20 protein-coding genes, 1 pseudogene and 1 riboswitch are annotated in these 23,655 nt (G+C 33.0%); of the genes and pseudogenes, 1 reads left to right on the top strand and 20 read right to left on the bottom strand.

Going from position 1 to position 23,655, the window contains the following annotated elements; all coding sequences use genetic code 11:
• Window positions 1-27: 27 nt before the first annotated feature.
• The 12 genes and pseudogenes from rlmN to GQR95_RS03070 all read right to left on the bottom strand — a co-directional run bounded on the left by rlmN (window position 28) and on the right by GQR95_RS03070 (window position 13,566).
• The gene (gene rlmN, locus GQR95_RS03015; RefSeq protein WP_159021736.1) at window positions 28-1,068 is read right to left on the bottom strand and encodes a 23S rRNA (adenine(2503)-C(2))-methyltransferase RlmN; all 1,041 of its coding nucleotides are present in this window, start codon (window positions 1,066-1,068) and stop codon (window positions 28-30) included.
• Window positions 1,069-1,186: 118 nt separating this feature from the next.
• Window positions 1,187-2,236 carry a tRNA preQ1(34) S-adenosylmethionine ribosyltransferase-isomerase QueA gene (queA, locus tag GQR95_RS03020; RefSeq protein WP_159021737.1) on the bottom strand — a complete coding sequence of 350 codons (1,050 nt, stop codon included), beginning with the start codon at window positions 2,234-2,236 and terminating at the stop codon, window positions 1,187-1,189.
• Window positions 2,237-2,411: 175 nt separating this feature from the next.
• On the bottom strand, window positions 2,412-3,647 hold the full coding sequence (locus GQR95_RS03025) for a 3-phosphoshikimate 1-carboxyvinyltransferase (RefSeq protein WP_159021738.1): 1,236 nt from the start codon (window positions 3,645-3,647) through the stop codon (window positions 2,412-2,414).
• 6 nt (window positions 3,648-3,653) lie between these two features.
• Entirely contained in the window at window positions 3,654-3,980 is a 327-nt protein-coding gene (locus GQR95_RS03030; protein ID WP_159021739.1) for a nucleotide pyrophosphohydrolase, read from the bottom strand.
• Window positions 3,981-4,124: 144 nt separating this feature from the next.
• On the bottom strand, window positions 4,125-6,146 hold the full coding sequence (locus GQR95_RS03035; protein WP_159021740.1) for a DUF3857 and transglutaminase domain-containing protein: 2,022 nt from the start codon (window positions 6,144-6,146) through the stop codon (window positions 4,125-4,127).
• An 8-nt stretch (window positions 6,147-6,154) separates the two neighbouring features.
• Entirely contained in the window at window positions 6,155-8,008 is a 1,854-nt protein-coding gene (locus GQR95_RS03040) for a DUF3857 domain-containing protein (protein ID WP_233265990.1), read from the bottom strand.
• A 112-nt stretch (window positions 8,009-8,120) separates the two neighbouring features.
• Window positions 8,121-8,573 carry a D-aminoacyl-tRNA deacylase gene (dtd, locus tag GQR95_RS03045; protein WP_159021741.1) on the bottom strand — a complete coding sequence of 151 codons (453 nt, stop codon included), beginning with the start codon at window positions 8,571-8,573 and terminating at the stop codon, window positions 8,121-8,123.
• Between the two features lie 12 nt (window positions 8,574-8,585).
• Entirely contained in the window at window positions 8,586-9,536 is a 951-nt protein-coding gene (rsgA, locus tag GQR95_RS03050) for a ribosome small subunit-dependent GTPase A (protein ID WP_159021742.1), read from the bottom strand.
• 100 nt (window positions 9,537-9,636) lie between these two features.
• Window positions 9,637-10,719, bottom strand: coding sequence for a bifunctional 3-deoxy-7-phosphoheptulonate synthase/chorismate mutase type II (locus tag GQR95_RS03055; protein WP_159021743.1), 1,083 nt, complete (start codon window positions 10,717-10,719; stop codon window positions 9,637-9,639).
• A gap of 14 nt (window positions 10,720-10,733) precedes the next feature.
• Window positions 10,734-11,587: pseudogene (locus GQR95_RS03060) on the bottom strand (prephenate dehydrogenase).
• Between the two features lie 6 nt (window positions 11,588-11,593).
• Complete coding sequence (locus GQR95_RS03065) at window positions 11,594-12,742, bottom strand: pyridoxal phosphate-dependent aminotransferase (protein ID WP_159021744.1); 1,149 nt, start codon at window positions 12,740-12,742, stop codon at window positions 11,594-11,596.
• A complete protein-coding gene (locus GQR95_RS03070) occupies window positions 12,739-13,566 on the bottom strand; it encodes a prephenate dehydratase (RefSeq protein WP_159021745.1) in 828 nt (275 codons plus the stop codon). Before GQR95_RS03070 ends, GQR95_RS03065 begins: the two co-directional genes overlap by 4 nt.
• 288 nt (window positions 13,567-13,854) lie before the next feature.
• Here GQR95_RS03070 and gldA point away from each other — a divergent pair, with 288 nt between their 5' ends.
• On the top strand, window positions 13,855-14,751 hold the full coding sequence (gldA, locus tag GQR95_RS03075; RefSeq protein ID WP_159021746.1) for a gliding motility-associated ABC transporter ATP-binding subunit GldA: 897 nt from the start codon (window positions 13,855-13,857) through the stop codon (window positions 14,749-14,751).
• Between the two features lie 260 nt (window positions 14,752-15,011).
• Here gldA and GQR95_RS03080 read toward each other — a convergent pair whose 3' ends face one another.
• The 8 genes from GQR95_RS03080 to epsC all read right to left on the bottom strand — a co-directional run bounded on the left by GQR95_RS03080 (window position 15,012) and on the right by epsC (window position 23,603).
• Entirely contained in the window at window positions 15,012-15,761 is a 750-nt protein-coding gene (locus GQR95_RS03080) for a head GIN domain-containing protein (protein WP_159021747.1), read from the bottom strand.
• A 3-nt stretch (window positions 15,762-15,764) separates the two neighbouring features.
• Complete coding sequence (locus tag GQR95_RS03085; protein ID WP_159021748.1) at window positions 15,765-16,856, bottom strand: acyloxyacyl hydrolase; 1,092 nt, start codon at window positions 16,854-16,856, stop codon at window positions 15,765-15,767.
• Window positions 16,857-16,889: 33 nt separating this feature from the next.
• Window positions 16,890-17,846 carry a methylenetetrahydrofolate reductase [NAD(P)H] gene (metF, locus tag GQR95_RS03090; RefSeq protein ID WP_159021749.1) on the bottom strand — a complete coding sequence of 319 codons (957 nt, stop codon included), beginning with the start codon at window positions 17,844-17,846 and terminating at the stop codon, window positions 16,890-16,892.
• A complete protein-coding gene (locus tag GQR95_RS03095; RefSeq protein WP_159021750.1) occupies window positions 17,846-18,088 on the bottom strand; it encodes a hypothetical protein in 243 nt (80 codons plus the stop codon). The genes metF and GQR95_RS03095 overlap by 1 nt, the downstream gene beginning before the upstream one ends.
• 12 nt (window positions 18,089-18,100) lie before the next feature.
• Complete coding sequence (metH, locus tag GQR95_RS03100) at window positions 18,101-20,782, bottom strand: methionine synthase (protein WP_159021751.1); 2,682 nt, start codon at window positions 20,780-20,782, stop codon at window positions 18,101-18,103.
• Window positions 20,783-20,807: 25 nt separating this feature from the next.
• Window positions 20,808-21,809: a homocysteine S-methyltransferase family protein gene (locus GQR95_RS03105; protein ID WP_159021752.1), complete on the bottom strand. Its 1,002-nt coding sequence runs from the start codon at window positions 21,807-21,809 to the stop codon at window positions 20,808-20,810.
• Between the two features lie 49 nt (window positions 21,810-21,858).
• Window positions 21,859-21,974, bottom strand: a riboswitch (SAM riboswitch).
• A 77-nt stretch (window positions 21,975-22,051) separates the two neighbouring features.
• Window positions 22,052-22,945 (bottom strand): cysteine synthase CysM, encoded by an 894-nt coding sequence (cysM, locus tag GQR95_RS03110; RefSeq protein WP_159021753.1) that lies wholly within the window; start codon window positions 22,943-22,945, stop codon window positions 22,052-22,054.
• A complete protein-coding gene (gene epsC, locus GQR95_RS03115; RefSeq protein WP_370514527.1) occupies window positions 22,932-23,603 on the bottom strand; it encodes a serine O-acetyltransferase EpsC in 672 nt (223 codons plus the stop codon). The genes cysM and epsC overlap by 14 nt, the downstream gene beginning before the upstream one ends.
• Window positions 23,604-23,655: the final 52 nt, after the last annotated feature.

Genomic DNA, 23,655 nt, shown 5'->3' on the forward strand with positions numbered 1-23,655 from the left:
CTGAATACTATTTAAAAAAGGACAAAATTAACTTTTATTAGCTAATTGTCCGCAGGCAGCATCTATATCCTTTCCTCTAGAGCGTCTTATAGTGACAGTAATATTATTTGCTTCTAAAACTTTAACGTACATATCTAGAGCATCGTCTGGAGCTTGCTGAAATTCGCCATCATCAATAGGGTTATATTCTATTAAATTAACTTTACTTGGCGCAAATTTGCAAAACTGAACCAAAGCATCTACATCTTTACGTTTATCGTTAATACCTTTCCACACTACATATTCGTAAGTAATTCTACTTTTTGTTTTACTAAACCAATATTCTAAAGCAGATCTTAAATCGGCTAAAGGAAATGTTTCGTTAAATGGCATAATAGACGTTCTTACCTCATCTATAGCAGAGTGTAAAGACACTGCAAGTTTAAATCTAACTTCATCGTCTGCCATTTTTCTAATCATTTTTGGCACACCAGACGTAGACACCGTAATACGTCTTGGAGACATCGCTAAACCTTCTACATCTGTAATTTTATCAATGGCTTTAACTACGTTATTATAATTCATAAGAGGTTCTCCCATTCCCATGAATACAATATTACTTAGTGGTCTGTCTTGATATAAACGACTTTGGTTATCTATTGCAACAACCTGATCGTAAATCTCGTCCGGATTTAAGTTACGCATACGTTTTAAACGTGATGTTGCACAGAAACGACAATCTAAACTACAACCTACTTGGCTAGACACACAAGCTGTTGTTCTTGTTTTTGTTGGAATTAAAACAGACTCGACAACCAAACCATCGTGCAATTGCACAGCATTTTTAACGGTACCATCGCTACTACGCTGCATGGTATCGACTTTAATGTGATTAATAACAAAATTGTCTTCTAACATTTGTCGGGTCTCTTTCGAAATATTTGTCATATCGTCGAAATGATGCGCACCCTTGCTCCATAACCATTCGTAAACTTGATTTCCACGAAATGCTTTGTCGCCTTGAGATTCAAAAAAAGTTCTAATTTGATCTTTTGTTAATGCCCGAATGTCCTTTTTCTTGTCTGCCATAATACTGCAAAAGTAATTAAAATGTGATTAGCAAATTTTGCTTCTCTTAGCTTTTAAAAGCTATAAAAAAAGCCTTGATTAACAAGGCTTTTAAAATGTGTTTTGTAAGTTGTTATACTTATATAATTAGCATGGCATCACCATAGCTATAAAATTTATATCCTTCTTTTACAGCTTCTTCGTAAGCACGTTTAATAAAATCGTGACCTGCAAATGCAGAAACCATCATTAAAAGTGTAGATTTTGGAGTATGGAAGTTTGTAATCATACAATTCGCGATACTAAATTCGTAAGGAGGGAAAATAAATTTATTTGTCCAACCGTTAAATTCATTTAAGGTACCGTGAGACGACACAGAACTTTCTATAGCACGCATAGATGTTGTACCAACAGCACACACACGTCTCTTTTCTTTAATTCCTGTATTGATTATGTTTACCGCTTTTTCTTCGATAATAGCCTCTTCACTATCCATTTTGTGTTTAGACAAATCTTCTACTTCTACAGGATTAAAAGTTCCTAATCCAACATGTAAAGTAACATCTGCAAATTTTACACCTTTAATTTCTAAACGCTTAAGTAAGTGTTTAGAGAAGTGTAATCCAGCAGTTGGAGCAGCAACAGCACCTTCATTTTTAGCATAAATGGTTTGGTAACGCTCTTCGTCTTCTGGTTTTACTTCACGTTTAATATATTTTGGAAGCGGAGTTTCTCCTAATATTTTAAGTTTGTTTCTAAATTCTGTATAAGACCCATCGTATAAGAAACGTAATGTACGCCCTCTAGAGGTTGTATTATCTATAACTTCTGCAACTAAAGTGTCATCATCACCGAAATATAATTTATTTCCAATTCTAATTTTACGAGCAGGATCTACCAAAACATCCCAAAGACGTTGTTCTTCGTTTAATTCTCTTAATAAGAATACTTCGATACGTGCTCCCGTTTTTTCTTTGTTTCCGAATAAACGTGCAGGAAATACTTTAGTATCATTAAGAATCATCACATCATCCTCATCAAAATAATCAATGATATCTTTAAACGATTTGTGTTCAATAGTTTGATTTTTTCTATCCAAAACCATTAGACGAGCCTCATCTCTATTCTCTGATGGGTCTTCTGCTAATAACTCTTCTGGCAGGTTAAAATTAAAATGTGATAATTTCATGTTCTGATATTTATATTTTAAATATTGCAAAAATTACTATACAAATAATTTCACAATACTATTAATAGGAAATGCAAATATACGACCTGAAAATAGGCCTTGTCAAGTAAATTGCTATTTATTATTCATTTAATTAACAAATCCTAGTGAGAATCGGCTTTATTTCCTATATTTTTTAGTTTTCTACGACCTTAAATCCTATTTTTTCCAAATCTATCCAGAATTCCGGGTATGATTTAGAGACTACTTCTGCATTATTTACACGCATTTTAGCACATAAAGCTAACGGTGCAAATGCCATTGCCATTCTATGATCGTTATAAGTATCGATAGCGACATCTTGATTTATGTGATTTGAAGCTTCTAAAACAAGTGTTTTATCGGTAACATGAACTTGACCTCCTAACTTACCAAGTTCTGTTTTTAAAGCTTCTAATCTATCTGTTTCTTTAATTTTTAAAGTATGTAATCCAGATAAATCACAAGACAAACCTAAACCAAAACAACTTACTGCTATAGTTTGGGCAATATCTGGTGCATTTACTAAATCTAGTTTAATAATGTGCGCTTTAGAAACTGCTTTTACTTTTTTAAGTGTAATGGTATTATTTTCGAACGTAGTTTCTACTCCAAATTCTTTATAAATTGAAGCTAAAACAGAATCTCCTTGTAAAGACGTTTCTTTGTATGCAGATAATGTAATAGTTGTTCCTATTGGACTTAAAGCAACAATACTAAAAAAATAAGACGCCGAAGACCAATCGCTTTCTACTGTTAACGTTTGATTTGCAACAATCTCTTTTTTGGGTTGAACAATAATAGTTTGACCTTTAAATTCTGCTTCAATCTCTAATTGACGCAATAAATTCAATGTCATTTTTATATAAGGCACCGAAGTTATTTCGCCGTCTAAAGTTAGCTTTAAACCATTTTCTAAAGACGATCCAATTAATAGTAATGCTGATATATATTGACTACTTACATTGGCTTTAAGCGTCACTTCGTTTTGCGTAATTTTTTTACCTGAAATTTTTATTGGCGGATAACCGTCGTTTTCTACATAAGAAATATCTGCACCAAGGTCGCGTAAGGCATCGACTAGAATTTTAATCGGACGTTCTTTCATACGCTTAGAACCTGTTAAGGTTACAGATTTCCCTTCGCGACTAGAAAAATAAGCCGTAAGGAATCGCATAGTTGTTCCTGCATGATGAATATCGACAATCTCATCTTCAGATTTTAAAGCCATTTGCATAACATCTGAATCGTCTGAATTTGATACATTCTCTAAAGAAATATTCGGAAATAAGGCTTGTAAAACTAATAAGCGATTCGACTCACTCTTAGACCCTGTAATGGTAATATTTAAGGGTTTTTGAATAATTTCAGACTGTTCTAAAGTGATATTCATGATGTACTATTTTAATTTTTTATTATTGTGATGCCTATCGTGGTCGCGTTTTGTTTTTACATCTAATTTCTTATCGAACGCCTCTTGTAAATTAATTCCGGTTTGGTTTGCCAAACATAAAACAACAAAAACAACATCGGCTAATTCTTCACCCAAATCTTTATTTTTATCACTTTCTTTTTCACTTTGTTCGCCATAACGTCTTGCTATAATTCTAGCTACCTCCCCTACTTCTTCTGTAAGTTGTGCCATATTAGTAAGCTCGTTAAAATAGCGAACACCATGTTCTTTAATCCAAGAATCTACGGCTAATTGTGCGTCTTCAATATTCATGTATAACTCCTTTATATAAAATCGCCAAGTGTTTAAGCTTTCTAAAAAAGCACAAAGACCTGACGACTTGTTTACTTTATAATGTAAAACTACTATTTTATTTTTTCAAACTTAAAAAAACAAAAACTTATTCTGTCTTTTAAATTAGCTTTTTGCTAATACCATTTTCTCTGTTTCTTTTTTAACTAGCATACCAAAATATTGTTTAAACTGGTCGTAATCAATAGCCAATATAAAGGAACGATTAATTTGAAAACTCACTTTTAAAACCACCATATTAGAAGATCCTGAAGTTAAAAACGAAAACATGCCTTCTCCTCCGTTAAATTGCACTTTTGCACTTTCAGGCATAGACTCTACAACATAACCCTCTGGCAACATAATAGAAACATTGTAATTATACACATTAGGATATGTAAACTCTATTGGAAAATTTCGTTTTTCTTGTTTAAATGTATTCTCTGTTGTTGCGTAAAATAACATTGGAGACACATAAAGTTTATCTCCTATAGACTCGACAGCATTTTCTAAAGTGTAAGAAAAAGAATATTGCAAACTCGGACTATTTAAATCGTCTTCGTTTTTTACCACATAATTAGAAATTTCTATTTCACCTTTATCTTGTTCTAAATTACGCAAGCGCTCATCGTCTCCCATATTACTATATTTAGATCGGAATTTCATTGCAGATGAATTTTCTAATTTCACAAAAACGCGGCCTTGGACTGCTAAATCTGGTTTTATTTTATATTGTAATGTGTAATTTTCTTCTCCAGATGTAGGACTCATTAAATCTACCCAAGCAGAACCACCATGTTCGCGAACAATACGACCTTGCCAGTTTATTGCACGAGAAGGCAACACGTTTGGTAACGCATAACGATATGTGGCATCTAGAAGTATTATATTATCTAACATTTCTACAGCCGAAATAACATAATTAAATCCATTTCGTGTTGGATACAACGGGATCCCATTACTTTTTGTACTAATTAAAACCGGACTTGCATTTAAACCTGCATAACGCAACATAGCAGTTAACATTAAGTTGATGTCTCCTACATTTCCTGAACCGTCTTTATATGCTTTTTTAACGCCATTTTCTGCGTAATATCCTAAATATTCATTCCAAGCCACTTTAGATTTTACAAAATTGTAAATTAAAGAAATACGTTCTGTACTGCTTGTAACGTTAGCAAGAAGAGCATCTAGATCTTTCTCGAAATATCCAGTTTTAGATAACTGACCTCCAAAACTACTATTATCATAAATAGTTTTTATTACGCTTTCCCAGTCTGTAGAATACTTTTTAATTGAATTATCCTGTCCTTTATACATGGCATATTCCCACTTTACATTAGCACGATATACATCCATATTATCTACATAAGGTTCTTCTTTTAATGCAGGAACATCTACTAAATCTGCTTTAAATTCAGTTTCATGAAATTCCCATTTAGAATTATCAACACTAGTTGTACTACTATTGAAACCTCCCCCTCCAGAACGCTGTTTAGAAGTTATATTTTCAACTCTATTTCTTTCAGTTTCGGTTATCTTAGCTGTGTATTTTGCCTTTGGATTAAAATACTTATTGAAGTAAAAATATTCTGGAATACGAGCATTAAACTCTAACTTTTTAACAGGAATATCGTATTGTAAATCTACATCGTCTAAGGCTATAAAAGGAGATTCTTTTCTGTATCTAAACTCTACAATACAGCCGTCTGTAATATTTGGCATAGTAAATTTAAGTTGTCCCCAATACTGATTGGTTTCTTCTTTAAATATATTGTCTTTATCTAATTTATCTTTTTCAATCTTGCCATCTTTTAAATAATAAGTATATCCTTTTAATTCAGACAATTCTTCTACATTAGACCCGCCATTGTCATAAAAAGGAACAATTTCTGTGGCCCAATCTACACCTTCTTTATCATAGATTTTTATTCGTTTTTGAACTTCTTTAACTACGATAAAACCTTCGCTAGGATTATATTGAAAATAAACATTTTCATTTACATATAAGATAGTCGCATGTGCTTCCTGAGCTTTAGGGTTTGCTGTTTCTTTTAATTCTGCTTTAGAGATTTTTCCGAATTTATAATCTTGAGCAGATGTGTAGGAGATTATTAGTAAACATAGTAGGCTGAATACATTTTTCATTGATTAGGTTATTTGGTTAGTAGAACTATTTTAGAGTTATCATGTTTTGAAATAGAAGACCAGAAGGCTCTATAGGCTTTATAATCTTCTTTAGGATATGTGCCTTTTTCTAGTTGTAATTTTCGTTTATAACGTAATTTTCCATCTCCCAAATCTTCTATAGACATTGCATAAGACCCAAATTTTGTTTCAATTGCAACTGGAGATTGCAAGGCTTCTACGTCTAAACCAGCTTCTAAATGAAACACATATTCATCTTGGTCTAAAAACCCTCTATCTATCTCTAGAGACATGGTTCGTTTAGAATAGCGTGGCGGAATATGAGATAGTTTATTAAAAACATCAGGAACAAGCAAGAGTCTGTTTCCTGTTTTAGAAGCATAAGACTTAGCAGATACTTTTACATTTTCTGTAAAGACAACTTCATTTTTATTATTTGTAAACTGAATAGATTCTACAACCAAATCATTTACATTATCCCACATGTTTTTAAATCTAAGTTTTTGGTTCTTTTCGGTCTCTTCTTCTAAGCCATCGCTACCTCTGTATTGAGAACCATAAGATTTCATTTCTACCTGACTTGTAAAGCCTCCTTCTAAGTTTAAATTAATATCTGCGGTTGTCGCTAAAACATTCGCTTTGGTATCGTAAACTGTGGTATGTATAATTTTACCACCTTCGGGTGTAATTATTAACGCATCTCTATCGTCTGTAAAATTAGCAATGTAACCAAATGGAGTGTCCTGGCTGGTACATTCTAACCAAATATAATCGTCTCCATTAGGAATGGTTAACACGGCATGGTTTCCTTCTGTTGCAGAAAAGTCACGATCAAAACTTCTAATATTTTTTCCGCCATAAATCACAGCGTAATATGATGGTACACCAACCACATCTAACAATGCTTTTGTATAATTAGAAAGCCCTTTACAATCGCCATAACTTAATCGATCTACGTCTTCTGCCAACATGGGTTTCCAACCGCCAATACCAACTTGCACACTAATATATCTTGTGTTTTGCTGAAGATATTGATAAACAATTTTTGCTTTTTCAATATTTGTAGGAGCCTCTTTAGTAAGCCCTAATATTTCTGTTTTTACAGATTCTGGTAGTGTTCTCGTATCTACTAATAAAGTATTGTACATCCATTTTCCAAAATCGGTCCAATTGGTATTTACGCCTTTTACACCTTTCATATCAAAGGTCTGCATCGCCACTTTCACGCGTGGAGCATAAGTGTAAAAATCTGGACTTAAAGTTTCTGGTTTTATGGCTAATAAGTTTTCTGCCACATAATGATAATCTCCTACTTTCTTGATATTATAATCTTCCAAATGTTCTTCCTTAATTGCAAGCGGGACATCTGTTTCATTAAAAATTTGATAAGAAGATTCTATCACACCTGTATAATGGTCTTCTAGAGGAGACCAACTAGGAACAAAAGCTGTCATTTTATGTTCTACTTCCGATATATAATCTATAGTATATGGATACTCTACCGCTGCATATTTTAAATACTTTACGCGATTATCATTATAAATAGAAATACCATCTGCAGCTGCAACATCTGTAAAATCTTTTTCTTTATAACGTTTAATTTTTTCACCTGCAGCGTTATAAACTGTAGCTTCTAAAGTTTTAATTTTTGTAGTCTCATCATAATATTCGTAGGCTTGACCTTTATAATCGCCTGTTTCGTTATAAATGGTTACTATACGGTGAGATTTTACAAGCATTTTATTGTAGGCTTGAATGTGAATTTCTACATCATTAGCTTTTACTAATGCATTCGCATTTTTTCCAATAGTTGCTTTTTCGAGAATGTTTGAACTGAAATTTGTTTGGGCAAATACGTTCATTGTTAGGCATAACAAAAATATGCCCAAAGAGGACTTTAAATACATAGATAGGTTAAGTTGACTCACTAAATTTAACATTATTTTATGTTAAAAAAAACAAAAAACTTAACTTTTACTCTTTATTCTTACTGTCTATAATTATAGTTACTGGACCGTCGTTTAACAGCTTAACTTTCATATCTGCACCAAACCTGCCTGTTTGAACTTTATTGTCTAAATCCTTCTCTAATTGATTTATAAAAGATGTATACAACGGTATTGAGATATCTGGTTTTGCAGCTTTTATATAACTGGGTCTGTTTCCTTTTTTTGTAGCTGCATGAAGAGTAAATTGACTGACTACAATAACTTGTCCTTTTGCATCGATTACAGAGGTATTCATAACGCCATTTTCATCTTCAAAAATACGGAGATTTGCTATTTTTTTAGATAACCATAAAATATCTTCTTGAGTATCGTTATTTACAATACCAACAAGAACTAGGAGTCCGTGTTGTATATTAGCAACAACCTCTCCTTCAATGGTAACACTTGCTTCTGAAACACGTTGAATGACTACTTTCATTAAAAATTGGTCTTAATCTTTATCCCAAATATCTGTACGGTAATGCTCGTCTTCTCCTTCTATAATTTGCACGTAACTTCTGTAACGAGAAAAGGCAATTTCGTCGCGATCTAAAGCTGCTTTTACAGCACATTTAGGTTCTTCGATATGGAGACAGTTATTAAATTTACAATCTTGTTTTAATGCAAAAAATTCAGGAAAATAATCCCCTACTTCTTCCTTTTCCATATCTACTACGCCAAAACCTTTTATACCTGGTGTGTCTATAATTCTAGCATCGAAACTTAGATCGAACATTTCTGCAAAAGTTGTTGTATGTTGCCCTTGCATGTGTTGCGTAGAAATGGCTTTTGTTTTTAAATCTAAAGTAGATTCTAAGGCGTTTACCAAAGTAGATTTTCCTACTCCAGAATGCCCAGCAAACATGCTTACTTTCCCTAGCATTAAGTCTTTTACTTTATCAATATTTTTACCAGTTTCGGCAGAAATACCAATACATTCATAACCAATTGCTCTGTAAATTGAAGCTAAATAACGGACCTCTAAAATAGTATCGGCATCGTAAACATCAATCTTATTAAAAAGTAAAACTGTTTTAATAGAATACGCTTCTGCTGTAACTAGAAAACGATCTATAAAACTTGTAAGTGTTGGCGGATTATTAATGGTAATTAACAGAAAAACCTGATCTATATTAGCCGCAATAATATGCGTTTGCTTAGATAAATTTACAGATTTACGAACAATATAATTCTTCCTATCGTGAATATGATGTATTACTCCTGTAGTTACACTATCTAAAGTTTCTACTTCAAAATCGACTATATCTCCTACAGCAATTGGGTTGGTACTTTTTATACCTTTAAGTCTAAATTTACCTTTTATTCGGCAATCGTAAGTCTCACCCGAATGTGATTTTACGGTGTACCAGCTTCCTGTTGATTTATATACTGTTCCTGTCATGAAATACAAAGATGCCACAAAAATAGAAGATTAAAAAATGATTACTCACTTAAGCTTTAATCTGATCCATTTTTATGGCATCTGTTAAAAAATTATCTTTTTATTTTTTGATGATTTTTTCTTGGTGGTTGATAGATTCTTGGTGAATAGCTTTGAACATCTTTAAGATAAATTCTTCGCTTAAACCGTGATCTTGACCTTCTAAAACCATAGCTCCTAAAATCTCATTCCAACGTTTACTTTGTAAAATAGATACATTTTTCTGACGTTTTAAAGTCCCAATACCATCTACAACATTCATACGTTTTCCTAAAAGCTCTATAATTTGATTATCAATAACATCAATATTAGCTCTTAACGTATTTAAAGCATTATTATATTCTGCTTCTTCATCTGTCTCTTTTCTAATTTTAAGATCTTTCATGATCTGAACTAAAACAGAAGGTGTTACTTGTTGTGCAGCATCAGACCAAGCATTTTCAGGATCGTAATGTGTTTCAATCATTAACCCGTCAAAGTTTAAATCTAAAGCTTTTTGAGAAACATCAAAAATCATATCGCGTTTCCCTGTAATATGAGAAGGATCGTTAATTATAGGTAAATCTGGAAATTTAGATTGTAATTCAATCGCTAATTGCCATTCTGGAGTATTTCTATATTTTGTTTTTTCGTAAGTAGAAAATCCTCTGTGAATAACTCCTAATTTTTTAATATCTGCAGTTGCTAAACGCTCTACGGCACCTAACCACAATGCTAAATCTGGGTTCACTGGGTTTTTAATCAATACAACTTTATCTGTACCTTTTAAAGCATCTGCAATTTCTTGTACAATAAATGGGCTCACTGTAGAACGTGCTCCAATCCATAATAAATCTACATCGTGTTCTAAAGCTAACTTTACGTGTGCTGCATTTGCAACCTCTGTAGCGATTTTCATTCCAGTTTCAGCCTTAACACGTTGTAACCATTTTAAGCCTAAAGCACCAACACCTTCAAACATCCCTGGTCTAGTTCTTGGTTTCCAAATTCCCGCTCTAAAATAACTTACATCGGTATCTTTTAACTCGTGTGCAATTTTTAATACTTGTTCTTCTGTTTCTGCACTACAAGGACCTGCAATTACTAAAGGGTGATCTAATTGTAAATCGTCTAACCAGGTTCTTAATTCTTTCTTGTTTTCCATAATGTTACTACTGTTTAAGCAATTCCTTTTAAAATATCTTTAATTCGATTTGTATTTTTCATCTCATCAAAAATAGCCTCAAAGTCATCCTGTTCTAATAAATTTTTAAATTGATTAAGGTTTTCTATATACTCGTCTAACGTTTCTATTACGTTTGTTTTATTCTGTTTAAAAATGGCTGTCCACATGTTTGGAGAACTCTTAGCTAAACGTACTGTAGAAGCAAATCCACTTCCTGCCATATCAAAAATATCACGTTCATTACGTTCTTTATCTATTACGGTTTTTACCCAACATAAAAGAGCTAATATGCGATAAATGCGACACATAAGCAATGTGTTTGTCGTGAGATTCCGGATTCATATAACGAATACGCATTCCTAAATCTGAAAACACAGTTAAAGCACGTTCTTGTAGCTTAAATGCTGTTTGTTCTACCTCGCAAATAATGTTTGTTTTATTCTTAAACAAATCGTTAATTGCTGCTTCTGGTCCAGAAAATTCTGTTCCTGCAATAGGGTGACATGCTAAATAATTTCTTCTATTAACATGGTGTTCTACTTTTTTTACAGATATCTAATTTTGTAGATCCTACATCTATAACCAATGTATCGTCTGAAACTAAATCTAAAACATCTGAAAGTAAATCTACAGACACATCTACAGGTATTGATAGAATAACAAGATCTGCATCTTTTACTGCATTTAAATCTCCCTTTTCATCAATAAGTCCGCTTGCTAAAGCTTCATTAATGTGATCTGCATTTTTATCTACACCTATTATTTTGGTGTCTGGATGAATCTTTTTAAGATCCTTCACAATACTACCACCTATTAAACCAATACCAATTACTACAATATTATTCATAAGTATTTAGCTTTTAATTCGGTTAATCGATTCTTGTAAGTCTTCTTCTGATGCACATAAAGAAAATCTAATATATCCTTTCCCTTGTGTTCCAAAAATAATTCCTGGCGTAATAAAAATAGATTTATCGTATAAAATCTTATCTATAAATGCTTCTGCATCTACGCCTTCTGGCAATTTAGACCACACAAACAATCCAGATGTATTTTTATCGTAAGTACAGTCTAATAAATCTGCTAATTTCCAGACTAATTCACGGCGTTTTTGGTAGGCATCATTTAAATCTTTAAACCATTTATCTGTACTTTTTAAAGCTTCAATTGCACCTTTTTGAATACCGTAAAACATCCCAGAATCCATATTACTTTTCACTTTTAGGATGGCACTAATATGGTCTGCATTTCCTAAAACCATACCTACACGCCAACCTGCCATGTTAAAGGTTTTGCTTAAAGAATTTAGTTCTACACATACATCTTTTGCTCCAGGAACACTTAAAATACTTTTAGGATTGTTGTTTAAAACAAAACTATACGGATTATCGTTTACAATTAAAATATGATTTCGTTTTGCAAAAGCAACCAACTCTTCAAACAATGTTTCTGTGGCATTTGCTCCTGTTGGCATATGCGGATAATTAATCCACATTAGTTTTACTTTACTTAAATCTTTTTGCTCTAAAGCTACTAAATCTGGCAACCAACCATGGGCTTCGTCCAAATCGTAAGTCACCGCTTTCGCTTCTACTAATTTTGTAACAGATGCGTATGTTGGATATCCTGGATTAGGAATTAAAACTTCGTCTCCTGGATTTAAAAAAGCCATAGAAATATGAAGAATCCCTTCTTTACTTCCCATTAAAGGCAAAATTTCTGAAGCTGGATTTACATCGACATGAAACTGTGTTTTATAAAAACCACACATCGCTTCGCGCAATTCTGGCAATCCCTGATAACTTTGATATTGGTGTACATTTGGTTGTTTAAAACTTTCCGTAATAGCATTTACTACACGTTGTGGTGGCATTAAATCTGGACTTCCTATTCCTAGATTTATAATCGGTTTCCCACTCGCTTTTAAAGCATTTACTTCTCTTAATTTTTTAGAAAAGTAATATTCTTCTACCGTTTGTAACCTGTTTGCTACAGTTATCATAATTTTGCATTTTTATATTCGCCAAGTACTTTAAATTCTTTTGCCATAATGTCTAAAATAGCTTTCGCCTTTTCAAAATTTTCATATTTCGAAAATGTTACATCTACAAAAAAAGCATATTGCCAAGGCGTTTCTATTTTTGGCAGCGACTGAATTTTTGTTAAACTCATTCTGCAATCGCTTAATACATTTAATACACTTGCTAAACTTCCTCGTTTATGATCTAATTCAAACCTTAAAGACGCTTTCGTTATATCGCATTTATCTATAACAGAGTTCTTTGTTTTTACAATCACAAAACGTGTTTCATTCTCTTTTATGGTTTGTATACTTGCTACTAAAATTTCTAAATCAAAAATTTCGGCAGCAATTTTACTAGCAACAGCCGCAACACCTTGTAACTTATTTTTGTTAATACGGTCTGCGGTTTCTGCAGTATCCTTATCTTCTATAAGTGTAATATGTGGGTAATTTTTAAAAAACTCCTTACACTGTAACAAAGCCATTGGATGCGAATGAACTTCTTTAATATCTTCTATATTCTGACCAGGAAAAGCCATTAAATTATGCTGAATATCTAAATAATGTTCTCCAATTATATGTAGGTTATACTTATCTATTAACGCATAATTAGGTAAAATTGAACCCGCAATAGAGTTTTCTAAAGCCATAATGGCAACATCACTTTTTTTAGTAATAAGATTATCTACAACCTTATCAAAAGACATACATTCATCGATCTCCACATCGCTATCAAAATATGTTTTTGCAACAATATGATGGAATGATCCCTTTATACCTTGAATTGAAACTGTTTTTGCCATATATAAAAAAAGTCCCGATTTTCATCGAGACTTTATATTAAAATTTATATTTATAAATTACACATACAATGTCTCGTTCCTTCTGCTAAAAAAGAAATAGAAAAAATTAAAATATGTGAAACTTGTATTTTGCATGTTTTGCTTTTCGTTGGCACTAAAGTAATTAATAATTTCACATTACAAAACGTTTCATTTATTTATTTTAAATTCTTGTTATAGTTTTAAAGATTTTAAGGTAAATCTTAAAATAAATTATATAATGTTTACTTTTGAACAAACTATTACAAAATGTCAATAAAGGTAGAACAGCTAACTAAAGTGTACGGCACACAAAAAGCTTTAGATAATATTACTTTTTCTGTAGGAAAACCCGAAATAGTTGGTTTTCTGGGTCCAAATGGTGCAGGAAAGTCTACAATGATGAAAATTCTAACCACTTATATAGACGCTTCTTCTGGCGAGGCTGAAGTAAATGGATTTAATATTCATACACAATCTAATCAAGTTCAGCAAAGCGTAGGATACCTTCCTGAACATAACCCGTTGTATTTAGACATGTATGTAAAAGAATATTTAGCCTTTAATGCAGACATTTATAAAGTTTCTAAACAGCGTATTGCAGAAGTTATAGCACTTACCGGATTAACTCCAGAAGTACATAAAAAAATCAGTCAGCTATCTAAAGGATATCGCCAACGCGTAGGTTTAGCAAATGCGTTATTACACGATCCTGAAGTTTTAATTTTAGACGAACCCACAACAGGACTTGATCCAAATCAATTAGTAGCTATTCGCGAACTGATTAAAAACATAGGAAAAACAAAAACGGTATTTCTTTCTACACATATTATGCAAGAGGTTGAGGCCATGTGCGATCGTGTTATTATTATTAATAAAGGACAGATTGTTGCAGATAAAACCTTGAAAGATTTACATACAGGAAATTCGCAAGTTATTGTGGTTGAATTTGATTTCCGTATAGAAGATACCTTTTTACTACGCTTACCACATGTTACAGCGGTAAAGAATACTTACGATTTTGTTTATGAAATTACATTCTCTACAACAGAAGACATGCGCCCTAAAGTCTTCGATTTTGCACATGATAATGAACTAAAAATTCTTCAACTAAATAAGAAAAACGAAAGTTTAGAAGAGTTATTTAGAGAGTTAACTCACGATTAAGATAACTTATGAGATAAAGAAACAAGTTCAGTATGACGTACTTTCATTTTCCCGTCACCCTGAATTTATTTCAGGGTCACACATACAACTCATCTATTCTAAATAATGAGATAAAGAAACAAGTTCTGCATGACGTACTTTCATTTTCCCGTCACCCTGAATTTATTTCAGGGGTCACATATACAACTCATCTATTCTAAATAATAAGATACAGAAAGGAGTTCAATTTGATGAATACAAATAGTCCTTTTCGAGACTAATTAATCTTCAAATAGTAATTCACCTTTATATTGTACATTAACATCTACAATTTCAGGTCTGTTTTTAGCTATTAAATCTCCAGTGCTTACAAGTTCTCCTGTTAAGGATTCTTGCGGGTTTACAATAATATCGTTGCTTCCTCTATGGTAAACATCTACTGTATTTGCTATTAAATTGGCACCTTCAAAACGACCTGATCCAGCATAAAAACCAACGCTTAAATTATTAGCTTCTCCAGAAATGTAAAACACAGAGATATTATTAGACACAACGTTTAAAGTTTCTACATCTAATTCTAATCTAAAATCGCCAACATTAAAACTTTCAGAAGCATTAAAATCTTCAGAAAGCAATTCTAATTTATCAAAAGTTAGCACACCTTCAGACTTTACTTCAAACTGAGTAGAACTTCTAATTTGTACAAGGTTTGGCGTTGTAATTGTAATTTTTGTGGGATCGTAATCTCTAAATAAATTACACGTATTATTATCTGTTAACTGTAATTCACCATCTACAACCTCAACTACAACATCGTTCATTAAGTTTTCGCCTGTCTCGACATATGCTTTTAGATTGTCCCCCTGTATTATGGTTAATTCTATGTTTCTATTGACTAGAATATCTTCAAAAGCATCAATATCTATAGTTTTAGAAATGGTTTCTCCAGATGTTTGAAAGCAGTCGCTAGCACTTTCACTATCGCAAGCACACACAACAAGTGCAACTAGTAAGGTTATTATTTTTCTCATCTTTTACAATCGTATTCCTACTCCAAATTCAACACATTCTGCTTTTGCTCCATGCGATTTTAAGGTAACCGCTCCAAACCATTTTTCTCCAAAATAGCGTTTTAACCCAATTCTTAAATACGTTCGACCTTCAAAATCGTAAGGATAATACACATAATATCCGACTTGGGTTTCTACAGAAAGTTTATTTATAAATAACTCGTGCCCGGCAAACAAACCTATACGTCTGTAATCTGTATCGGGATCTATGTTTTCTTCAGGAAATGCAACTACATTATACGCTATTAAATCGTCTAGAAATTTTGAAAAGAAAAAATCTGTACCAAATTGTACGGCACTTTTTCTAGACAAACGCTTGTCTGCATAAGCAGAAATAACATAAAAAGCAGATTGCCCCATACCAATAATATCGCTTTCATTAAAACCACCACGAAGTGCAATATTGTATTTTATAGGTTCTGTAAATTTTTCTTTAACGTCTGAATGTATAAACTCCGGATCTTCTTCATCTAAATTATAAGTTACACCAACATTAAAAGCCACTGTATTTATACTCCCATTTGGAGCCACAACATTGGCATTAGAATAATGAATAAGCGATAAACCTGCTTGAAGTCCGAAACGGTCAAAAATGCGTTCGCGCTTATAATTAATCATTAGATACGTACTACTTAAAATGGTAGAACCGAAGGCGGTATTTTTATAATTATCGTATTTATCGTACGGATTGGTATTGTAAGCTAAACCTTGACCAATACGCAGCATTAAATTACGTTTTAAGAAATAAAAATTATAATGCGCGTATAAAGCGTAGTTATTACCTAGGGTTTCGTTTTTTAAATTCTGATACGAAAAAGACACACCATAATCTGGATAGTTATAACGTTCTTCCCATGCTTGGTCTCCAAACGTTTTCTTATTCCAACTTATAATTGCGCCTTCAGGATGCCCCTTAATTAAATGTAAAATATAATTATTATGAAGTGCAATATTACCGTGAAAATAATTTACATCTACGTAAGACGAATGTAATGTCTCTTGAGAAAACACTACAGATGATACGACAAGACATAAAAAAAAGAATAGTTGCTTCATAAGTTTAAATAAGCCGCAAAAGTAACAGAATTCTTAAAATATAGCAGAAGCTATGCGTTTTATATTATCACTTTTTCCCATGGAATAGTAATGTAAAAATGGTACTCCAACCTCCTTTAATTCTTTAGATTGTTGAATAGCAAACTCGATTCCTACTTCTCGTACTGCTTTATTGTCTTTACACCCTTCTACCGCATCTATTAAATCTTCGGGTAAATCTATTTTAAAAACTTGAGGTAAAATTTGTAAATGGCGTTTTACTGCCAAAGGTTTAATTCCCGGAATAATAGGCACAGTAATACCAATTGCTCTTGCTTTTTTTACAAAATCGAAATATTTCTGATTATCGAAAAACATTTGCGTCACCACATAATCCGCTCCAGCATCTACCTTAGCCTTTAAGCGTTTTAAGTCTGTGTTTAAAGACGGTGCTTCCATGTGTTTTTCAGGATATCCAGCAACACCAATACAGAAATCGTAATTATGCTCTACTTTAATATCGTCGTGAAGGTATTTCCCTTGATTTAAGTTTGAAATTTGCTCTACCAATTCACTGGCAAAATGATTTCCTCCTTTAGTCGCTGTAAAATACGATTCGTCTTTACGTGCATCGCCTCGTAAAGCCACAACATTATCTAAGCCTAAATAATGACAATCGACTAAAACATACTCGGTTTCCTCTTTAGTGAATCCACCACAAAGTAAATGCGGAATAGCATCTACCTTATATTTATGCATAATTGAAGCACAAATACCAACAGTTCCCGGACGCATACGGGTAATACGTTTATCTAAAAGTCCGTTACCTTTATCTACATACACATACTCTTCACGAGAGGTTGTGACATCTATAAATGGTGGATTAAATTCCATTAGCGGATCTATATTATTATATAAATCTTGAATATTTTTACCTTTCTGAGGCGGAATAACTTCAAAAGAGAATAATGTTTTCCCGTTGGCCTGTTTTATATGATCTGTTACTTTCATTATTTAGTCAATACCTTTTTTATCATTTTATAGTCGTCTTGATACTCCCAATATACAAGACGCCCATTTGAATAATCTGTTAAAATAAAATCTTCACTAACCGATTTAATTCGTGAAACAGCAACTATTTTCTTAGTGAATTCACTAGCCTCTACGCGTTCTGTTATTTCTTTATTATCAGCATCGAAACCATGAACAATAATGTGGCCTCCCATATGTATTTCTATAAATTTCTTACTCATAATATTATAAATTTAATCTGCCAATGTTGGACTTAACCACTTTTCAGCTTCTTCATTACTAATTCCGCGACGTTTTGCATAATCGACTAATTGGTCTTGCGTAATTTTTCCTAAACCAAAATACTTCGCTTCTTTATTTGCAAAGTAGTATCCGCTTACACTTGCTGCTGGCCACATGGCTAAACTATCTGTAATTTCTACACCAATTTCTTCTTTCACATTTAAAAGTTTCCAAATGGTTTTCTTTTCTAAATGATCTGGACACGCAGGATATCCGGGAGCAGGACGTACACCTTTATAGGTTTCTTTAATTAAATCTTCGTTTGAAAGCGTTTCGTTAGAATCGTAACCCCAATAATGTGTTCTAATTTCTTTATGAAGATATTCTGCAAACGCTTCAGCTAAACGATCTGCAAGTGCTTTAATCATAATTGAATTATAATCGTCATGATCTGCTTCAAATTGTTTTGCTAATTCTGCAGTACCAAAACCTGTACTTACACAGAAACAGCCCATATAATCTTCAATTCCTGAATCTTTTGGAGCAATAAAATCTGCTAACGCAAAATTAGGAACACCTTCTCGTTTATCTAATTGCTGACGCAATGTTAAGAATGTTACTTTAGTTTTTCCATTTTCATCATAAATCTCAACATCATCATCATTTACGGTATTTGCAGGAAACAATCCAAAAATGGCTTTTGCTCCTAGTAATTTCTCATCAAACACACGTTTTAATAATTCTTTTGCGTCTGCAAATAATTCTTTAGCCTGTTCACCTACAACCTCATCTTTTAAAATATCTGGATATTTACCATGTAAATCCCAACTTCTAAAAAACGGACTCCAATCTATAAATTCTTCTAATTTTTTAAGGTCGAAATCCTGAATAACCTGTACGCCTAATTTATTAGGTTTTACAATTTCTGAAGTCTTCCAATCTATTTTAAATTTTCGTTTTCTAGCATCTTCAATCGTAACAAAATTTTTCTTTTTACCACGTTTTAAAAACTGCTCACGGAATTTGTCGTATTCCTCACGAATCTGTTCTTTATATACTTTATTATCGGCATTTAATAAATTACCAACTACAGTAACTGCTCTAGAAGCATCATGTACATGCACTACAGCATGCGTATAATTTGGTGCAATTTTTACTGCAGAATGTGCTCTAGATGTTGTTGCTCCTCCAATTAGTAACGGAATCGTGAATTTTTGTCGTTCCATTTCTTTAGACAGATATACCATTTCATCTAAAGAAGGCGTAATTAATCCACTTAAACCAATAACATCTACATTTTCAGCTTTTGCTCTTTCTATAATTTTTTCTGGCGGCACCATAACTCCAAGATCTACAATCTCGTAATTGTTACAACCAAGTACAACGCTTACTATATTTTTACCAATATCGTGTACATCTCCTTTTACAGTTGCCATTAATATTTTACCAGCAAACTCTTGTTTTCCGTCTTTTTCTGCTTCAATAAAAGGCTGTAAATAGGCTACAGCTTTTTTCATTACACGTGCAGATTTCACTACCTGAGGTAAGAACATTTTTCCGCTTCCAAACAAATCCCCAACCACATTCATACCAATCATTAAATGTCCTTCAATAACTTCTATTGGTCGTTTAGATTCTTGTCTTGCTTGCTCTACATCTTCAATAATAAAAGCATCTACTCCTTTAACTAAAGCATGTGTAATTCTATCTTGAAGCTCATAACTACGCCATTCTAAAACCTTCGCTGCATCTACTTTTTTATCGCCTTTTACGGTTTCAGCGAAGTCTAATAAACGTTCTGTAGCATCTTCCTTACGGTTGAATAAAACATCTTCGACATGTTCTAAAAGATCTTTCGGAATTTCATCGTAAACCTCCAACATTGTAGGGTTTACAATACCAATATTTAAACCATGTTTAATAGCATGATATAAAAATGCTGAATTTATAGCTTCTCTAACAACATTATTTCCTCTAAAAGAAAACGACACATTACTTACACCACCAGAAACATTAGCATAAGGTAAATTTTCTCTAATCCATTTTGTTGCATTAAAGAAATCTAACGCATTTAAACGGTGTTCTTCCATTCCTGTTGCAACTGGAAAAATATTAGGATCGAAAATAATATCTTGAGGAGGAAAGCCTACTTTGTCGACTAAAATATCGTAAGAACGCTTACAAATATCTATTCTTCGTTGATACGAATCTGCTTGACCATTTTCATCGAACGCCATAACAACCATCGCTGCTCCATAACGTTTTACTAATTTAGCATGATGTACAAAGGCTTCTTCTCCTTCTTTTAAACTAATAGAATTTACTATAGATTTACCTTGAACTACTTGAAGACCTGCTTCAATAATATCCCATTTAGAACTATCTATCATGATAGGCACACGAGCAATATCTGGTTCTGAAGCTATTAAATTTAGGAATTTTACCATGGCTTCTGCACCATCTAACATTCCTTCATCCATATTCACATCGATAATTTGCGCGCCACCTTCTACCTGATCACGGGCAACATCTAGAGCTTCATCGAATTTTTCTTCTTTAATTAATCGTAAGAACTTTCTAGAACCCGTAACATTGGTTCGTTCTCCTACGTTTATAAAATTACTATCTGGAGTAACCACTAAAGGCTCTAATCCAGAGAGTGATAAATATTTTGGTTTGGTATTTTTTGACATGCTGTTTTTTCTTTTCAATCCTCAATTAAGCGCCAACAACGACTTGTCTTGGTTTATATTTTGCAGCAACTTCTGCAATAAGTTTAATATGCTCTGGCGTTGTTCCGCAACAACCTCCTATAATATTAATAATATTTGCTTTTAAATAGCCTTCTATTAAGTCTTGCATTTGCTTTGCTGTTTGATCGTATTCACCAAATGCATTTGGCAATCCTGCATTAGGATGCGCAGATGTAAAAAACTCTGTTTCGTTTGATAAACGTTGTAAATAAGGTTGTAATTGATCTGCACCTAAAGCACAATTAAACCCAACACTTAATAAAGGTATATGAGAAATAGACAGTAAAAAAGCTTCTACTGTTTGTCCTGATAATGTTCGTCCTGAAGCATCTGTAATCGTTCCAGATACCATTATAGGAACCTTAATACCGCGTTCTTCTTGAACTTGATCGATAGCAAATAAAGCCGCTTTGGCATTAAGAGTATCAAAAATAGTTTCAACTAAAAGCATATCTACACCACCATCAAGCAAGGCTTCTGTTTGTTGTTTATATGCCTTTCGTAAATCTTCAAAAGTCACTGCTCGATATTCTGGGCGGTTAACATCTGGAGATAAACTTGCCGTACGGTTTGTTGGACCTATACTTCCGGCTACGAATCTTGGTTTATCTGGATTTTGTTTGGTAACTTCTTCAGCAACTTGTTTTGCTATTTTAGCCGACTCAAAATTAAGTTCGTAAACCAAATCTTGCATATTATAATCTGCCATAGCAATTGTTGTCCCCGAGAATGTATTGGTTTCAACAATATCTGCTCCAGCTTCAAAATATTTACGATGCGTATCTGCAATAGCCTGAGGCTGTGTTAAAGACAACAAATCGTTATTTCCCTTTAAAGGAGACGGATAATCTTTAAAACGTTCGCCTCTAAAATCTGCTTCAGAAAAATTATAACGTTGCAACATCGTACCCATAGCTCCATCTAGGACTAAAATACGTTGTTGTATGGCTTTATAAATATTTGACATGTTTGATGTTTTATATCAGTATGTCATCAGGAAAGAAAAAGAATTTCTTGGGTTATCTGCCCCTTTGAAAATGGTTCATCGAGTAGAATGTAGCACCTTCTTTAAGTGTGGTAAAGGGTTGCTAAGGCTTCACCGGGTCTATCCCTCTGCCTTTCGTGATAACAAATCAATATGATTATGAACTAAGCTACAAATTAAGGTAATAATTTTTTATTTACCGCATATAAGTAGCAATTATTATACTAATTCTCAAATAAAGGAGAAGATAAATAACGATCTCCGCGATCGCAAATTATAGCAACTACAATACCTGAATCTATATTTTTTATAACTTTTAAGGCACTTGCTACAGAACCTCCACTACTCATGCCTGCAAAAACACCTTCTTCTTTTGCCAATCGTTGTGTTGTAGTTTTAGCTTCTTCTGCAGTAACTTCAACAACTTGGTCGACTTTAGATTTATCGAAAATTGCAGGAAGGTAAGCTTCTGGCCATTTACGAATACCTGGTATTTTAGCACCATCTGCAGGTTGCGCTCCTACAATAGTAATGTTTTTATTTTGTTCTTTAAGGTAAGTAGACACGCCCATTATAGTTCCTGTTGTTCCCATTGCAGACACAAAATGTGTAATTTTACCTTGAGTGGCTTCCCAAATTTCTGGTCCAGTAGTTTTATAATGTGCTTTCCAGTTGTCTGGATTAGAGAATTGATTTAACATAAAATATCCTTTCTCTTCATGCAACTTTATAGCATAATCTCGAGCACCTTCAATACCAACATCTTTAGAAGTTAATATTAATTCTGCACCATAAGCACGCATGGTTTTAATACGTTCTACAGTAGAGTTTTCTGGCATTATAAGCACCATATTTACACCTAATAAAGGCGCAATAAACGCTAAAGCAATTCCGGTGTTACCACTTGTTGCCTCAACTAAAGTATCTCCTTTTTTAATATCTCCACGTTTTAAAGCTTCGCTTATCATATTAAATGCAGCTCTATCTTTTACACTTCCTCCTGGATTATTTCCTTCTAACTTAAGAAGTAATTTTACATTTGGATTAGACTGTAAATGACTCGCTTCAATTAATGGCGTATGACCTATTTGATCTAAAATACTTTTAGTTTTTATCATTTCTTCTAGGTCTAATATTAAATTCTTTTTGGTACGTTAAAATAGATCTTTCGGGCACAGACACTGTTACACAAACATTTGCTCCAATAATACTATCTGCACCTATAACAACATCGCCACCTAAAATAGTAGCGTTTGCATAAATAATAACATTATCTTCTATGGTTGGGTGACGTTTTGTAGACGATAAACTTTTTTTAACCTGAACACCTCCCAAAGTTACCCCTTGATAAATCTTCACATTATTTTTTATTATAGAAGTTTCACCAATTACAATTCCTGTAGCGTGATCTATAAAAAAAGAATCCCCAATATGTGCTCCTGGATGAATATCTGTACCTGTAATACCGTGTGCATATTCACTCATCATTCTTGGTATTATTGGCACATTTAATAGGTGTAATTCATGGCTTAAACGATAAATAGCAATTGCATAAAAACCAGGATAAGCCAAATACACTTCTTCTAAACTTTTTGCAGCAGGATCGTGCTGTTCTATAGCTACAGCATCTAAATCTAGACGACGTCTTATATTTGGTAAATTAAACTTGAACGTTTCCCAAATTTTAAAAGCATCTTCTATCTCTAGTTTCTCGCCCATATGCATGAACAAGTGCTCTAATTCTTGTAATTCTGAAGCAGGCTCGTCGTCGAACATTACATAAAATAAATTTTTAGTAAATGTTGCAATCGACTCTTTTAGTCTGACA

This window comes from Formosa sp. L2A11, from assembly GCF_009796865.1.
Taxonomy (GTDB): domain Bacteria; phylum Bacteroidota; class Bacteroidia; order Flavobacteriales; family Flavobacteriaceae; genus Formosa.

What these genes read in the sequence shown, in the direction of transcription:
- GQR95_RS03105 (WP_159021752.1), bottom strand. Translation starts at nt 21,809, where the DNA reads ATGTCAAATATTTATAAAGCCATACAACAACGTATTTTAGTCCTAGAT.
- metH (WP_159021751.1), bottom strand. Translation starts at nt 20,782, where the DNA reads ATGTCAAAAAATACCAAACCAAAATATTTATCACTCTCTGGATTAGAG.
- rlmN (WP_159021736.1), bottom strand. Translation starts at nt 1,068, where the DNA reads ATGGCAGACAAGAAAAAGGACATTCGGGCATTAACAAAAGATCAAATT.
- GQR95_RS03035 (WP_159021740.1), bottom strand. Translation starts at nt 6,146, where the DNA reads ATGAAAAATGTATTCAGCCTACTATGTTTACTAATAATCTCCTACACA.
- GQR95_RS03065 (WP_159021744.1), bottom strand. Translation starts at nt 12,742, where the DNA reads ATGATAACTGTAGCAAACAGGTTACAAACGGTAGAAGAATATTACTTT.
- GQR95_RS03070 (WP_159021745.1), bottom strand. Translation starts at nt 13,566, where the DNA reads ATGGCAAAAACAGTTTCAATTCAAGGTATAAAGGGATCATTCCATCAT.
- queA (WP_159021737.1), bottom strand. Translation starts at nt 2,236, where the DNA reads ATGAAATTATCACATTTTAATTTTAACCTGCCAGAAGAGTTATTAGCA.
- epsC (WP_370514527.1), bottom strand. Translation starts at nt 23,603, where the DNA reads ATGTTCGACGACGAGCCTGCTTCAGAATTACAAGAATTAGAGCACTTG.
- GQR95_RS03025 (WP_159021738.1), bottom strand. Translation starts at nt 3,647, where the DNA reads ATGAATATCACTTTAGAACAGTCTGAAATTATTCAAAAACCCTTAAAT.
- GQR95_RS03095 (WP_159021750.1), bottom strand. Translation starts at nt 18,088, where the DNA reads ATGAGTAAGAAATTTATAGAAATACATATGGGAGGCCACATTATTGTT.
- GQR95_RS03085 (WP_159021748.1), bottom strand. Translation starts at nt 16,856, where the DNA reads ATGAAGCAACTATTCTTTTTTTTATGTCTTGTCGTATCATCTGTAGTG.
- rsgA (WP_159021742.1), bottom strand. Translation starts at nt 9,536, where the DNA reads ATGACAGGAACAGTATATAAATCAACAGGAAGCTGGTACACCGTAAAA.
- metF (WP_159021749.1), bottom strand. Translation starts at nt 17,846, where the DNA reads ATGAAAGTAACAGATCATATAAAACAGGCCAACGGGAAAACATTATTC.
- GQR95_RS03030 (WP_159021739.1), bottom strand. Translation starts at nt 3,980, where the DNA reads ATGAATATTGAAGACGCACAATTAGCCGTAGATTCTTGGATTAAAGAA.
- gldA (WP_159021746.1), top strand. Translation starts at nt 13,855, where the DNA reads ATGTCAATAAAGGTAGAACAGCTAACTAAAGTGTACGGCACACAAAAA.
- GQR95_RS03055 (WP_159021743.1), bottom strand. Translation starts at nt 10,719, where the DNA reads ATGGAAAACAAGAAAGAATTAAGAACCTGGTTAGACGATTTACAATTA.
- cysM (WP_159021753.1), bottom strand. Translation starts at nt 22,945, where the DNA reads ATGATAAAAACTAAAAGTATTTTAGATCAAATAGGTCATACGCCATTA.
- dtd (WP_159021741.1), bottom strand. Translation starts at nt 8,573, where the DNA reads ATGAAAGTAGTCATTCAACGTGTTTCAGAAGCAAGTGTTACCATTGAA.
- GQR95_RS03040 (WP_233265990.1), bottom strand. Translation starts at nt 8,008, where the DNA reads ATGAACGTATTTGCCCAAACAAATTTCAGTTCAAACATTCTCGAAAAA.
- GQR95_RS03080 (WP_159021747.1), bottom strand. Translation starts at nt 15,761, where the DNA reads ATGAGAAAAATAATAACCTTACTAGTTGCACTTGTTGTGTGTGCTTGC.